Source organism: Leptospira inadai serovar Lyme str. 10 (genome assembly GCF_000243675.2).
In the GTDB taxonomy this organism is placed as follows: Bacteria; Spirochaetota; Leptospiria; order Leptospirales; family Leptospiraceae; genus Leptospira_B; species Leptospira_B inadai.
The window spans coordinates 420,091-434,609 of sequence record NZ_AHMM02000015.1; the positions used below are offsets into that span (position 1 = coordinate 420,091).

15 protein-coding genes are annotated in these 14,519 nt (G+C 45.1%); 14 read left to right on the plus strand and 1 reads right to left on the minus strand.

All coding sequences use genetic code 11. The features are described from left to right. Window positions 1–6: 6 nt before the first annotated feature. A complete protein-coding gene (locus LEP1GSC047_RS05705) occupies window positions 7–204 on the plus strand; it encodes a hypothetical protein (protein ID WP_010419372.1) in 198 nt (65 codons plus the stop codon). 29 nt (window positions 205–233) lie between these two features. On the opposite strand, the gene LEP1GSC047_RS05710 is transcribed toward LEP1GSC047_RS05705, so the two are convergent. Continuing rightward, on the minus strand, window positions 234–1,769 hold the full coding sequence (locus LEP1GSC047_RS05710) for a YifB family Mg chelatase-like AAA ATPase (RefSeq protein WP_039934324.1): 1,536 nt from the start codon (window positions 1,767–1,769) through the stop codon (window positions 234–236). A 91-nt stretch (window positions 1,770–1,860) separates the two neighbouring features. Between LEP1GSC047_RS05710 and LEP1GSC047_RS05715 the strand changes: the two genes are divergently transcribed. From LEP1GSC047_RS05715 to LEP1GSC047_RS05775, 13 genes are all read left to right on the plus strand, one after another. Next, window positions 1,861–2,226, plus strand: a complete 366-nt coding sequence (locus LEP1GSC047_RS05715; RefSeq protein WP_010419369.1) for a type II secretion system-associated lipoprotein — start codon at window positions 1,861–1,863, stop codon at window positions 2,224–2,226. Beyond that, the gene (locus tag LEP1GSC047_RS05720) at window positions 2,195–3,208 is read left to right on the plus strand and encodes a M23 family metallopeptidase (RefSeq protein ID WP_010419367.1); all 1,014 of its coding nucleotides are present in this window, start codon (window positions 2,195–2,197) and stop codon (window positions 3,206–3,208) included. Before LEP1GSC047_RS05715 ends, LEP1GSC047_RS05720 begins: the two co-directional genes overlap by 32 nt. 99 nt (window positions 3,209–3,307) lie before the next feature. Further along, window positions 3,308–4,210 (plus strand): general secretion pathway protein GspC, encoded by a 903-nt coding sequence (locus tag LEP1GSC047_RS05725; protein WP_010419366.1) that lies wholly within the window; start codon window positions 3,308–3,310, stop codon window positions 4,208–4,210. A gap of 7 nt (window positions 4,211–4,217) precedes the next feature. Beyond that, the gene (gene gspD / locus LEP1GSC047_RS05730) at window positions 4,218–6,008 is read left to right on the plus strand and encodes a type II secretion system secretin GspD (RefSeq protein ID WP_020988490.1); all 1,791 of its coding nucleotides are present in this window, start codon (window positions 4,218–4,220) and stop codon (window positions 6,006–6,008) included. 4 nt (window positions 6,009–6,012) lie between these two features. Next, window positions 6,013–7,686: a type II secretion system ATPase GspE gene (gene gspE, locus LEP1GSC047_RS05735; RefSeq protein WP_010419363.1), complete on the plus strand. Its 1,674-nt coding sequence runs from the start codon at window positions 6,013–6,015 to the stop codon at window positions 7,684–7,686. A 10-nt stretch (window positions 7,687–7,696) separates the two neighbouring features. Continuing rightward, the gene (locus LEP1GSC047_RS05740; RefSeq protein WP_010419361.1) at window positions 7,697–8,923 is read left to right on the plus strand and encodes a type II secretion system F family protein; all 1,227 of its coding nucleotides are present in this window, start codon (window positions 7,697–7,699) and stop codon (window positions 8,921–8,923) included. Between the two features lie 28 nt (window positions 8,924–8,951). Continuing rightward, on the plus strand, window positions 8,952–9,419 hold the full coding sequence (locus tag LEP1GSC047_RS05745) for a type II secretion system protein GspG (protein WP_010419359.1): 468 nt from the start codon (window positions 8,952–8,954) through the stop codon (window positions 9,417–9,419). A 5-nt stretch (window positions 9,420–9,424) separates the two neighbouring features. Further along, window positions 9,425–9,991, plus strand: a complete 567-nt coding sequence (locus tag LEP1GSC047_RS05750; RefSeq protein ID WP_010419357.1) for a type II secretion system protein — start codon at window positions 9,425–9,427, stop codon at window positions 9,989–9,991. Next, on the plus strand, window positions 9,963–10,523 hold the full coding sequence (locus LEP1GSC047_RS05755) for a type IV pilus modification PilV family protein (RefSeq protein ID WP_010419355.1): 561 nt from the start codon (window positions 9,963–9,965) through the stop codon (window positions 10,521–10,523). Before LEP1GSC047_RS05750 ends, LEP1GSC047_RS05755 begins: the two co-directional genes overlap by 29 nt. Continuing rightward, complete coding sequence (locus LEP1GSC047_RS05760) at window positions 10,523–11,224, plus strand: type II secretion system protein GspJ (RefSeq protein WP_010419353.1); 702 nt, start codon at window positions 10,523–10,525, stop codon at window positions 11,222–11,224. The genes LEP1GSC047_RS05755 and LEP1GSC047_RS05760 overlap by 1 nt, the downstream gene beginning before the upstream one ends. Beyond that, on the plus strand, window positions 11,221–12,357 hold the full coding sequence (locus tag LEP1GSC047_RS05765) for a type II secretion system minor pseudopilin (protein ID WP_010419351.1): 1,137 nt from the start codon (window positions 11,221–11,223) through the stop codon (window positions 12,355–12,357). The genes LEP1GSC047_RS05760 and LEP1GSC047_RS05765 overlap by 4 nt, the downstream gene beginning before the upstream one ends. Further along, on the plus strand, window positions 12,357–13,976 hold the full coding sequence (pilM, locus tag LEP1GSC047_RS05770; protein WP_020988324.1) for a pilus assembly protein PilM: 1,620 nt from the start codon (window positions 12,357–12,359) through the stop codon (window positions 13,974–13,976). The genes LEP1GSC047_RS05765 and pilM overlap by 1 nt, the downstream gene beginning before the upstream one ends. Window positions 13,977–13,991: 15 nt before the next feature. Next, a complete protein-coding gene (locus LEP1GSC047_RS05775) occupies window positions 13,992–14,516 on the plus strand; it encodes a hypothetical protein (protein ID WP_010419349.1) in 525 nt (174 codons plus the stop codon). Window positions 14,517–14,519 lie beyond the last annotated feature (3 nt).

A 14,519-nucleotide genomic window follows, 5' to 3' on the forward strand; every position in this document is an offset into this window, starting at 1 on the left:
GTAACTATGAAAAGCATCCAAATTCTCGGCAACCTGGCCGAGACCGAGCAATTCGGTCCCGACCCGGTGATACTGAGAAAACGAGGAATTCCAATCAAGAAGCGGAAATTCGAGGACTACAAGAAGAAGATCGAAGACGAAAGTTACATCGACTTCGCGATCGATAAGATCGCAATGGAGCTCTCGCATTTCCTGTCAAAGTAACCACAAATAAAAACGTCGAAAGGACCTACTTAGGCAGCGGCCCTGTTTTCCGGAAACCATCCGGAATTTAGGAAAACAAGGGCCTCCTCCAAATGTCTCTCTTCCACTTCTCCGCTTTCCTCCAAATCGGCAATTGTCCTTCCTAGCTTTCTCAATTGAAGCGCTTTCCGAATACTAAGTCCTCGCTTTTGAACCGCCCTTGAAACCAGCTCTTTGCATTTTGTCGAAAGGTGGATCGTCTCTAAAATTTCTTCGCCTCTCAGGGCGCCGTTATATAATTTTCCGGTTTTCTGAAATAACCGGACCTCCTGCATTCTTGCCGCTCTTGCGACCGATGCGCGCAGAAGTTCCAGGTCGATCGTTACCCGTTCTCGATTCGGTTTGCTCCCAGTCTTTAAATGTAGAAATATTTCGATACGATCCAGGAACGGTCCCGTCACGGAAGATTGATAGGCCTGCACTTTTTGCGATCTACAAAAACAAGGCCGATCAAAGGCTTGGAAGTAACCGCAGGGACAAGGATTCATCGCACCGATGAGTAGGAAAGGGCAGGGATACGTGATCGAACCGGAAATTCGTGAAACGGTAATAAGACCTTCTTCCATCGGCTCTCGCAATGCTTGCAGAGTTCCCGATCTAAATTCGGCCAATTCGTCTAGGAAAAGAATTCCGTGACTCGCCAAAGTAACCTCTCCCATATTCAAAGTTCGGGAACCTCCAACGAGTGCAATATCCGAGGTAGTATGATGAGGACTCCGAAACGGACGAGCCACCTCCAAATCGAATACCAACTCACGGAGAGAACGAAGAGACAGGAGATCGAGCGCTTCCGATTCCCGAATCGGGGGTAGAAGAGTAAACGCGAGTCTCGCGAGAAGGCTTTTTCCTGCGCCAGGGGGACCCGATAAGAGACAATGGTGCCAACCCGCTACCGCTATTTGAATCGCTCTTAATCCGGGTAGCTGGTCTTGGTATACTTCGATTCTTTCGCGAAAGGATTCCTCCTTAATTTTCAAAGATTCTTTTTTTTCCGGACGTAATTTTCCTGAAAGTAAGGCTTCCAAATCACGCAAATGGCGAATCGAATAAATGGGAAACTTACTTTGTAAGGCGGCTTCCTGGCGATTTTCAAAGGGAACCACGGCTCCCTGACAGCTATCTTTTGCAGTCTGCTGAAGAATCGGTAGGATCCCCTTTACTGGACGAAGGCTTCCGTCTAATCCTAATTCTCCTAAGAGCAGTAGATCTTTCAATAGATCCGTTTGATTGCATTGCCCCGTAAGCGTGAGAAGCCCGGCCGCAATCGGTAGATCGAGATAGGTTCCTTCCTTTTTTTTCCCTGCGGGTCCTAAATGAACTAGAACGTTTAAAAGAGGGTAGTCGAAGCCGCTATTTTCGATCGCAATTCTAATCCGATCGGCGGATTCTTTTATGGCGGTGGCAGCTAATCCTGTAATCGTAAAGCGAGGTATTCCGCGTTTTAAATTGACTTCGACTTGAACAGGAAATGCCTGCAAACCTTCCAGAGAAGCCCCTTTTAATCGGATCAATCGGATATCTTCCATACGGAAAACAGGTGCGAGAAAAGTTCCTCTAAACGCTTTTTTTCGAAAAACTAGTTTATCCCTTCCGGTACCCAAATAACCTTTGCCTGAAATGGTGCGAATACCTGCGTTTCTCCTGGCTCTACTGTTCTTAAACTGTGGTTCCAGGCTGATTAAGCAGGATAAATTATCCGATATCAATGCGTATTACCTGGATAAGGTCTATGCGCTCAAGAAGGATACGAAAGTGTCCCCGACTGAGACCTTTAAGAAAGGAATGCTAGTCCGGATATACATAGAATCGACCCCTTCACTTGTGAAAATCAAATGCTTCCCAGCCGATCAAAAGCGGGAACATGCGATCGGTAGGCTCTTGGCTTACCAGGTGAACGACGATTTCGAGAAAAAATCCATTAAGATTGAAGACTTGGATAAACTGATCGATAATGAGCTCACGGAATATAAAAAGAAAAAATAAGCGTCTCCGACTGACCGGTTCAAGAACCGAAGTACGCCAGACCGATATTAAATACGTGAACCGGACGATTCTTTACCTTCCGATAATTTCGGCGTTAGTCGCGTCGTCGCTATCGGCCGATCCCCTTAAAAATTACGATTCGGCTATTAGCGATTATACCAGCAAGGATTCTTCCTTCTTCACCGATCGCGAAGAGCGAAAGATAAAGCAATTATTCTCACAATCTCCGGATGAATGGGAAGCGGATAAATATTCGGCGGTTAGCTATCATAAGGATAAATCGAATATAGAATTACCGGCATTCATTAATATTAATCCCGTCATTTCCTCTAAGATCGTTCACCAAAGCGGCATAATCATCAAGAATTACATCGTAAAACCGAAGGATACTCTCTTTAGAATCGCCAAGACTCTCAAAACGACGGCTGCGCGCATCACCGAAGCCAATAGTCTTCAGAAAGGCTCCGTCTTAAAAGTTGGCCAAAGCTTAAGCGTACCTATAAAGGTGGCGAACGCAACTCGACAAAAAATCGAACACCGAAGAGTCTTTTTAACACCCGTCGTAAATTCCAGAATTACATCTCGGTACGGTCGCCGAAAAGACCCTTTCCACACCGGCACCGGGGGATATCACACCGGAATCGACTTAGCGGGTCCCCAGGGAGCCCCCATCTTAGCGTCCGCCGAAGGAACCGTTTCCTTTGCCGGAGTAAACGGGGGGTACGGGAATACGGTAATTGTCGATCACGGAAACGGTTACAAAACAATGTATGCACATTGTGCGAAAATAACCGTCGAACAGGGAACCAAAGTTAGAGCCGGAACGGTCATAGGTGGAGTAGGTCGCACCGGTTCTGCCACCGGTTCTCACCTTCATTTTGAAGTGTTTCTAAACGGTACTAGGATCAACCCGGAGATCGCACTTAGGAAAACTTTAAAAATTGTCACTAACCTGGAAACAGGGAAGGTGGCGAGACTCTAACTACCCCATAGAAATCTTTGCCCATCGGACCCCGGTCCCCTTTTAGCAGAAGGAGATTCCTATATCGGGTGCCGGTTCTGAGGAGGGCTAAGGGTGCTGATGAACGCGTTTTTTATCGAATTACGGAAGAATACTTTTTACGCCCTGATTCCGATCGTTATTTTGTTTTCCCTTTCCTTAGCGTATTTATTTAGGGGAGTACTCTTGCTATTTCTAATACCCGATATTCAGACCGGCTCCTCGTCCGCGTCGATCCGCAGATCCCCTCCTCCGATCAATATTGCGATGTCCTCTTACGAAGAAATGGTTACCGGAAATTTATTTCGGGGAAGCCTTGCTCCCTTACCGGGGGAAGCCGGTGCCGGTGCAGAATCGGGACTCCCTCCGGATACGGGAGAGGGCGAAGAAATGAGAGTTACCGGAACTCTGAGCGGTCACTGGAGTTTCGCTCGGGTTACGATCTTGGAGAAGGGGAAACAGGCCGCCGAAGAGTTCGCTACCGGAGAAACGGTAGGCGGCTATAAAATCAAGGCGATCAATTTAAACCATGTAGTACTGGAAAAAGGAAGCGGCTCTCTAAAAGTGGAAATCGGGCAGACTCCCGGAGAAGCCAGAGCCAAATTGGGCGCGGGACTGGCTACGGCTGATGCCGGCTCCAAAAATACTGCGGCTGGAGACTCTATCCGCAAAATTCTATCCAGACAAGACGTTAATAAAAAGTTAAAAGATCCGACCGGCATCTATAAAAACGCCCGATTCGGACCCTATATGGAGAATAATGCGATTACCGGCTACAAGATTTATAGTATCGGCAACGACCATATTTTCTACGCATTGGGTGCGAGAAGCGGAGACGTAATTCGAAGAGTAAATGGTATGCCCTTGAATGAAACCGAAAAGATGCTCGAAATCTGGAACTCCATTAAAACGGCCGAAAAAGTTTCCGTAGATGTGGAACGAGGCGGGAAAGTTCTCTCCTATGAATTTATCATTCGAAATTGAAGGTTGCATGCGAAGTTTAGATCCTAAAATCAGGTACCTTAAAACAGCTACAATTACTCTATTACTGTTTTTAACTTCTACCGAAACGATCCTTTCCCAATCCACCAAGAAAGGAACCAAGCGTTCGACACCGCCGACCGAAGACGCGAGAGAAAGGACCTTCTTTGCGAACTGGCGAGATACCGAATTAAACGATTTCCTAAAAGGTATGAGCGCGATCCTCAAGAAAAACATTCTTTTGGATGAAAGCTTAAAGGGAAAGAAAATCACCATTATTTCCCAAAAGGAAATTCCGGTCAAAAATGCGTTCGCTTTTATGAAAGCCGTTTTGGAATCGATGGGATTCGCAATCGTCGAAGAGACCGATTTAATAACGATCGTTAAGCTCAAAGACGCGTTGGCAAGATCTTCCTTTATCCGGGTCGGGAAAGAACCGATTAACGAATCCGAAGCAAGCGATAATCGAATTATCACCCAAATTATTCCGATAGAGAACGTAAAGCCTGAAGAGCTGGAGCCTATTTTAAAAAGGTTAACCTCGCCTAATACGGATATCATCGTTTATAGAAATACGAATACGATCGTACTCTCCGGTTCCACCGCGGATATCAACAAGCTAATGGTGCTTATTAGCGAATTGGATGCTAAACCGGGAGAAACCACTCCGGGGTCGGTTTCATCAGCCGGAGACATTCACATCTATACTTTAGAGCATAGCGAGGCGGAGAAAATAGCGGCCACCCTGATTAAGTTGGATAACCCCGTTGTCGGAGATCAACCTTCGCCTGTTCCGGGACAGCCTGGAGCGCCAGCGCCCCCTCCAGCCAAAGTCGAAAAAATCAAAGCGGTTTCTCACAAAGAATCCAACTCCGTAATCGTTACTGCGACCGAAGCGGAGTGGAATGAGATTCGCAAAATTATCCGAATTTTGGATTCTTCCCGAAAACAAGTTCTGTTAGAGGTACTGATCGTCGAACTTTCTTCCACCGACCAAAACGATTTCGGGATCGACTGGAGATATTTGAATCAGGGTCCGTACAGCCAATTTAACTCCGGCCTAGCGAAAGAAGGAAATATCATTAATTCCAGCGGACGGATGAACCCGAACGTAAACACTCTTTCCGGATTTTCTTTAGGATTCGTACAAGCGGGATCCCAGCAAATCTTGGGTATTTTGAGTGCGAACCAAGGTAACGAAAACTTCAACGTACTTTCCGCACCGCAAGTCTTAACTTTGGATAATCAGGAAGCGGAAATTAACGTCGGACAAGACGTCCCTGTTCGTACGCAAAGTCGTAATGCGGGTTTGGGCGGAGCGAATGCGGTGACGGTAGATAACTACGAGTATCGGCCTACCGGAATCAAACTCAAGTTTACTCCCCATGTTAACAAGAATAATAAGATTACTTTGGATTTGCTCCAGGAAATCAAAAATATCGCTTCGATAGCCCTGACCGGCGGAAACCCCACGTTCAATAGGAGAGAAGTAAAAACTACGATTACGTTGGAAAATAAGCAAACAATCGTGATCGGGGGTCTAATTTCTAGCGATAAGGAAAAACGACTCATTAAGATCCCACTTTTGGGCGATATCCCGTATCTTGGTTGGATTTTCCGCAGAACTACCGAATCGAATAAAAAGACGAATCTAATGGTCTTTATTACTCCGCATATTCTGGATAATCGCGAATTGGCTGATAAGATGACGTCCAAGAAAAAACTCCAGCAAGAACGATACGAATTGGAAAGAGAAAGGATCCTAAACAAGGAAACTACGATCAAAGAAAGAGGGGAATAGAAACGTGAAAACTCTAGGCGATATACTCGTCGAAGAGGGAATCATCTCCTCGAAAGACCTGGAGGATTCCCTTAAACTCCAGAAAAAAAACAATCTCCCGTTAGGGCATATCCTTCAAAAGAAAGGGATTGCCGGAGAGGTGGACGTACTACGTGCGATGGCCCGCTTGTACAGAATGGAATTCCAAGAAAAATTGGAATTCAAGGGTATGGAGGAAATCTATCAAAGAATTCCCCTTAAACTAATCCAAAAAAGCCGATTAGTTCCTTTCGAAGTTTCCAAAAAAACCGTGAAAGTGGCGATTTCGGATCCTAGCGACCTACATCCGATGGATGATGTTCGTTTTAGTCTCAGGGACTATAAAGTGGAATTTATTCTCGCCCCCGAGCCGGAAATTATGAGAATCATTCATTCTCAATTCGATACGACTTCGGCGGCGGCAAAAGATCTCCTCAACGAAATGGAGGGAAGCTTTTCCGAACTAGCCGAGGGATTTGATAACGAAACGATCGACTTATCCGATGACGCACCGATCATCAAGATGGTCAACGTAATCCTTTCCCAAGCAGTGAACGAAAGGGCATCGGACATTCACATCGAACCGTATGAAAAAAGCTTAGTAGTGCGATACCGAATCGACGGTATTTTGCATAACGTATTGACTCCTCCGAAGTCCTATCACGCGGGGATAACGTCTCGTATCAAGATCATGTCCAACTTGAACATCGCGGAGAACCGCCTCCCTCAGGACGGAAGGATCAAACTTAGGTTGGCCGGAAAGGACGTGGATATTCGGGTCTCTACAATTCCTTGTCAATTCGGAGAGCGGATCGTAATGCGTCTTTTAAACAAGACGGATCAAAAATATTCGTTGGAAACCATGGGATTTTATCCGGATTTATTAAAGGAACTCCGGAAACTTATATACCAACCCCACGGAATCATCTTAGTCACCGGACCGACCGGATCCGGAAAATCCACGACCCTGTATTCCGCATTAACTGAATTAAATACGGAAGAGAGAAATATTATTACCTGCGAGGACCCCGTCGAATATCAGATCGAAGGAGTTTCTCAAATGCAAATGCAGGAGAAGATCGGACTGACTTTCGCAACGGGTCTGAGAGCAATCCTACGACAAGACCCCGATGTCATCATGGTGGGAGAAATCCGGGATGAGGAAACGGCAAGAATCGCGATCCAAGCATCCTTAACCGGTCACCTAGTGTTCTCAACATTGCACACTAACGACGCCGCATCGGCTGCCACGCGTCTAGTAGATATGGGAATCGAGCCGTATCTAATCACCTCGACGGTGCTTGGATTCCTAGCCCAGCGACTCGTTCGTACGATTTGTCCAAAATGTAAAACGACTTATAAGCCGACGCCGGTGGAACTGGAAGCGCTCGGAATTGCAAGAAAAGCCCTAAAGAACGGACACCTTCATAAAGGAGAAGGTTGCCATAACTGTATGGGAACCGGTTTCAAGGGACGAACCGGCATCTACGAATTTTTAGTGATTAATAATACGATTAAAGACGCCATTTTAGCCGGACTCGATACCACGAAGATAAACGACATAGCGATCCAGAACGGCTTTTTTACGATGCGAGAGTACGGAATTCGTAAGGTTTTGGATGGAGTGACAACTCCGGACGAAGTTCTCCGGGTAACCTGATTTTATTTACATGGCTCTATACACGTACATAGCCTTCAACCGGAAAGGGAAGGAAGAAAAAGGAATTATAGACGCTCCTAATATTCAATCCGCTAGAACCAAATTGAAATCGAAAGGGCTTTATGTTCGACTCATTTCGGAAGATACGGAACGAAAAGATCGGGAACTTTTTCCTTTTTTAGCGAACCTACTATATCGAGTTCCGAGAAAAGTCATCGGAATGTTTTGTCGTCAATTAGGAACCTTAGTCGGTGCCGGAATTCCTTTGGATAAGTCCCTAGCCAATATCGTTGAACAAACGGATCATGAAGTCTTTCGGAAAGTCGTTGTGGCGATGCAAGCGGATATTACCGAAGGAAGCTCGCTTTCCGACGCGATGAAAAAACATCCGCAGATTTTTCCGAACCAATATCCGTCCCTGGTTTCCGTGGGAGAACGCACGGGAGATTACGAAACGGCTCTAATTCGATTGGCGGAAATGGAGGAAAAAAACCAGGAGTTAAAATCAAAAGTTACGACCTCGCTGGTGTATCCGATTATCATTTTCGTTCTGTTATTCGCAGTCGTCATCTTTCTTTTAACAACGGTCGTCCCGCAAATCGAACAACTATTCGTCCAATTCGATGCTCCCTTACCCTTGATCACAAAGATCGTAATCGCGAGCTCCAGGATCGTAACGGATTGGTGGTTTCTACTCTTTCCTTTGCTAATCATAATCATTTCGGGATTTTTATATTATAAGAGTACTCCCGAAGGAAAATTAGCATGGGAAAGGTTTATTCTTAAAATCCCCATCATTAGCGGTCTTTCTAAGAAAGTATTAATTTCCAATTTCGCAAGAAACTTAGGAATCCTTCTGACCAATCGGGTTCCGTTAATAATTTCTCTCCAAATCGTAGAGCAGATCGTAGACCATACTATTTTCGGAGAAGAAATTCGAAATGCGGCCTCCAGAATCCGGGAAGGAGAAAAGCTGTCCTCCTCATTTTTAAGCTCGGAAATTCTTCCTCAGATGGTATTGGGAATGATGTCTGCCGGAGAAGTTTCCGACAGAGTTCCGGAAATGATGAATAAGTTGGCGGAAATATACGATTCGGAAGTCGATAACTCTTTGAAGGCGATGACTCAGGCAATCGAGCCGTTAATGCTCGTATTTATGGGTTTCGCGATCGGTATTATTATGGCTTCGATTATAGTTCCAATGTTCAGCTTGACCCAGAACTTGAAGGGCATATAATAAAATTAAGATAAATAGGAGAACCGACTTGAAAACGGGAAACAAACGCAGAAAGGGATTCACATTGATAGAGTTAGCTATCGTAGTAGCAATCTTGGGCGCGATCATGGCGATTATAATCTCCAGCATTAACGTTGGAGATATTAAGGATGATACGGCCTCGATGGAACTCCGGAAAGAAGGCCGCGAAATTCAAATGCACTTAGAGCGTTATGCTCAAAAATACGGAAATTATCCCAGCGAAGAGCAGGGACTAGAAGCTTTAGTGGAAAAACCTACGACCGGAGACGTTCCTGAAGATTGGCGTCCGATGGCGAGCAATAAGGATATCATTAAAGATCCCTGGGGCGGAATCTATAAACTCAAATTCGACGAGTACGGCGAAATGCAAATCATCACGTTAGGTAAGGATAAACAGGAAGGCGGGGAAGGCGCGAACGCCGATTTCAATATATTGAAAGAGGAAGATTATCCGGCTCAGTTTAAGAAAAAGTAAATTAGATGCGGGGAAGGAGGCGGTCAAGCCGATCGGGTTTTACTCTAATCGAGATTGCGATCGTAGTTTTTATTATCGGCGCAATCATGATGTTAGTTCTTCCTTCCGTTGCGAAAATGTTTACTCCCGGAGCCCAGGAAGAGGCCATACTGTTACACGATGTGGTCACTTTTTGTTATCGTCGAGCGAAGCTGAATCAGAGAACGATTTTCCTAGAGCTGAACATAGACGAAGAGAAATATGTCGTGATCGAAGTTGAAAGAGGAGAAGAAGGGATGAAGGAAAAACCGATCTTTCAGGAAAGGGATCTACCGTCCTCCTCCTCCATAGTGGATATAATGGATGCGCGAGGATATCGTTATGTGAAGGGAAAGGTTCGGATTCCTTTTTCCCCTCTTTCCATAGCCGAAGATTTTTATATACATCTTGGACCCGACCCGGAAATCAAGAGGACATTGATAGTTAGGAGATACGGCGGAAAATCCGAAATCAGAGATGGAGAGGCTTTAATTCCTCAAGACGAACTAGATTGGTATAAACAAAATGAAAATAACGGTACCAGCCAGTTCTAAAAAGCGTAACAAGCGGCGGAAGGGAAAAAGGGCGGGCTTTACCTTAATAGAAATCACGATAGCCCTACTGATCTCGGCAGGTTGGATCGCCTTCGTATTAAGAACGGTCGGCGATGGAATTCGGTTAAGAAGATTAGCGACCCTGCAGACCGAGGCGGTTCATTTGGCCAAGATCAAAATGGCGCAAATAGACTCGGCAAGTATATTACAGAAAGATGTTTCTTCCGGAGACATCCCGGGATACCGAGGTTTCCGTTATAGCACGATAGTAAACGAAGAAGATCTGGATCTGCTGAAGTTGTCCGGGAAGGGCGGAAAAAAACCCGAAGACCTACTCGGCGGCAGTAATTCCGAAATGAACAAACTGATAAGCCAAAGGACCGGAAACAATCAAGGTTCGGCGACCGGAGGTTTAATCAAAGTTTTCCATATCTACGTCACCATCGAATATCCCACTGGAGAAAGAAACAGCCAGGGCGATCTTAAAAAGGAAAAGTATACTGTCGAAACTTTTAAGGCGTCGATGAACTAATGGCTCGGGCAAGGAATTTGAGACTCCCGGGATTTTTCTTCGCGAAGAAGAGGCAATTTCGTCGAGGATTCACGTTATTAGAATTATCGATCGTTGCCATGTTACTCGGCGGTCTTTTGGTAATGATCTTCGGCACTTACACTTCTTTGTTAAGAGTCTCCAGGGATAACTCCAGCGTAGAAGGTGGCGACAAGCAGCAAGCGATGTCGGCTCTAGAAAATATTAGAAGCACGCTCGCTATGACTTTTTTCTTTGCCACTGAAAAGCGACTCGTATTCGTAAGTAGGCGGGGTCGCAAATCGGAGGACGGTAATAAGCATCCTAGAGAAAGCAGTAACGATTATTTTATCGTATTCGCCGCCGCTCATCCCAACTCGGAAGAGACCGGGTTACCCGAAGTAAGAGAAGTGGAGTATTTCCTAAAGAAGGATGAAGATGCGCCTGGATATCTTCTGATCAGACGTGAAGATCAGATCGTGGATAAATTCCCGTTTGCGGGAGGTCAAGAATACACTCTGCTCAACGGCGTTAAAAGTCTTGCATTTAAGTTTTCCCGTACCGGCTCTAAATGGGAAGAAGAATGGGACTCCCGAGAAGCAAAGAATATTCCCAGACTTATTCGCATCGAACTAATCGCAAAAATCGGAACCGAGGAAAGGAGATTCGAGACGCTTGCATTTCCGGGGATTTTATACAAATGAATCTTCGTAGTTGCGGTTTAAGATACAAAGGCCTTCGTTTTTCGAGGAGGAGGGGCGCCATCGTTATTTTGCTTGTTGCCGGAATCGGGATGGCAGCCGTTACGACCACGCTTGATTTTGCGGATCGCAGTCTGAGCGAGTACAAAATATCGAAAGGGGAAATGTCCGGTTTTAGGGCGCTACTCTTGGCCAAGGCGGGTTTCCAAGGCGGACTCGGAGCATTGCGAAAAATTCCGGAAGAGCAGTTATATAAATCCGGAATCGGTCTGAGTCCGCCACCGGTTCCTCTCGGGGGAGGATTCATCTATTATAAAATTCAGGGAGAAGATGGAAAAATAAATCTGAACTCCATTTATAATGCGGATACGAAAGATGTCAACTTACGAAACCAGGAGATGGCACAACGGCTTTTAGAACGCTTGGGTTTGAAAAGGGAGCTATTAACGCCCTTAATCGATTGGATCGACGACGATTCCCAAGGCAGCACGGAAGCTCCCTATTACCAGAAGCTGATCCCTCCGAGGAAAATAAAGAACTCGTATTTATATTCGCTTTCCGAACTCACTTCGGTAAAAGGATTCGATCCTAGAATCGTTTACGGTTCTCAGAAACCCCCCGACTATAACGAAAAGTATTCCAAGGATTTCATGTCGGAAGAGGAAAAAGTCTTAGTAGGAGAAGCGGACTTCGTACTCGCGAATAATATGACCGCGTTCGTGCCTTTCCAGAGGAATTACGATGACAGAATCAACTTGAATGCCGCACCGTACTTCGTTTTAATGTCCCTATCCGATTTTATGACCCGACAGGCCGCCATGAAAATTCTAAAATTGAAGATTCAGAAAGGCGGCTATATCAAGGACACGAAAGACATAGAAAATCTCCCCGAGTTTCAGGTTCCATCCGTAGGAGGAATTACTCTGTATAAAGAATTGGCCGGAGAGGGAACCGATGTGTCCGGTGGAAGGATCAAAACTAAGGGAGAGGTCTTCAAGATCACCGCAGTAGGGGAAGTTCCCTTGGATTCGGGGAAACAATCGGAGGGTGCAACCTCGAGTAAAATCGCTGTTCGCAGAATTTCGGGAATTTTCGATCTAACAAACAATATGATGCTTTATTACAGGGAGGATTGATGTTCCTCTACGAAAAATTCCTTACCGTCGATTATGGTACCCATTCCATTAAAGGAGCACTCTTTCAAAGAGTTATGGGGAACCTAACCCTATTAAAAGCGGAATCGATGCCCCTTTCGCGAATGGAAGAAAAGGAATATGAAACCAATATACAAAGGTTTTTAAATACTTATTTTCCCGGAGAATCTTCCTTAGTCTTAGCATTATCGTTGGATAAGCTTTTTATACGAGAAATTTCGATTCCTCTTACCACCGAAAAAGCCGTTAAGGAAGTGATACCGTATGAGGTTGAAAGCAGGGTGCCGTTTCCGATGGAAACGGTGGAAGTACTAGGTTCGATCTGGCGAATCGATCAGGAAAAATCGGACGTCATTACCTATACTGCTCATCATGCGGAATTCGATACGTTAGCGGATCCGTTTAGAGAAGGCTCGACCGTCTTTCGCGGTATTTTTGTGGATTCCGTCTGCCTTGGCTCTTTGATCGCAAAGCACATCGGTAAAGAAATACCGTTTTCAAATATTGCGCAAATCGATATAGGCGGGCAAACAAGTTTGCTCAATATTACCAAGGATGGGAAAATAGTCCATACGAGATTCCTTTCCCTTGGCGGCGATTCACTTACCGAAGAGATTGCCAAAGCGCTCAAGATCGACTTCGAAAAAGCGGACGCGTTAAAGACCAGTCTGCAATTCGAGCCGTTTCACCCTCCGGAAGACGGATTGAATTTATTTGCGAAAGAATACCGATTGAAGATCGCGGACGTAAAAAAAGCATTTTCAGTGGTCCAGGAATTCTTCGATCGAGTTGCGGAAGAGGCACGAAGAAGCTTTCTGTCTGTCGGGGAAACCGAAAGACCGGAAGCGATCTATATTTCAGGAGAAGGGAGTAAAATCCGAGATTTGGATGCTTTTTTAGGAGAAAGATTATCCCTCCAGACTCGTAGATACGATTTTCTATCGGTTAACCCGGATCTTTATGCGACCTGTTACGGAATGGCATATCAGCTTACCCTTCCGAAAAGATTGAAAGTGGATTTTTTAGAAACGCCTTATGTAAAACGTTTAAACAAAAATCTCTTCGATTTATCCGCATTTTACCCGCATTTAATCTTGGCAGGAGTTTCCGTAGCACTTTTTTTGAGCGTTTTTTTTCTAGGCATAGTCTCCGATAAGCGTAAACTTACCGCCGCCAATAGAATATTATCCGAAAAAATAAAATCCAGCATCGGCACAAGCGTTCCCGCGGACGCCGATCCTCTGGAATATGCAAGAAAGTTAAAAGATGAAGCGAAAGGTCGAACCGAACTCTATCGGAAGTACCTTTCGAAACCAAGCATCTTAGACGTGTTTTACGAGATTTCTACGAAATTTCCCGACCCCGGATTGCAGGCTTTTCAATTTCATAGCCTTACCTACGACAATGGACACGTTTCAATCCAAGGAAGGGTAAATGAATATTCCGAAATTGGAATCATTCAAAGATCCTTGGAAAATTCCCAGATGTTCAAAAAAATCACGATCGAAGACAATAGGATCAATCCCGGACTCAAAACGTATAAAGTCAGTTTCACAATTAAGATGGAGGTGGCTTCCAAGCTCGGCGAGTCCGAACTTTAAGCCTATGCAGGTTTTATGTGGCAGAAATTAGAACCACGGGAACGCCTTCTTCTTTTAATCGCCGGCGGAATGGTGATTATAGCCTTGCTATTCGTCGCAGGCAGGAAAATCTATAGACTTCGAACCGATTTGTCGGAAACCGTTAATGATACCCCCGGCCAACTTGCCAAATTGGACAAAATCATCGGTGAATACCTGTATTTCAGCACGTTAGACACAACAGGCGGAGAGAGAGATCCTAGCGAATTTTCCGGCAAACTCGAAAAAATATTTTTGGATCATGGAGTAAAAGATAGAATTTCAACCATGAAACCCATTCCGGCAAAGGACATCGACAAGGGAAAATACCAAGTTTTAATTTTCGACGTGAATTTTCGAGGTGTTACTTTGGAATCGATGATGAAAGTCGTTTACGATATCGATAAAAACAAACGCGTTAATGCAAAAGTAGAATTCTTTCAAGTCAGTAAACCGTATCAAGACCGTAGCACTTACGACGTTAATATGAAGATCGCCGCATACAGTGGAAAGGCCAGGTAGAAC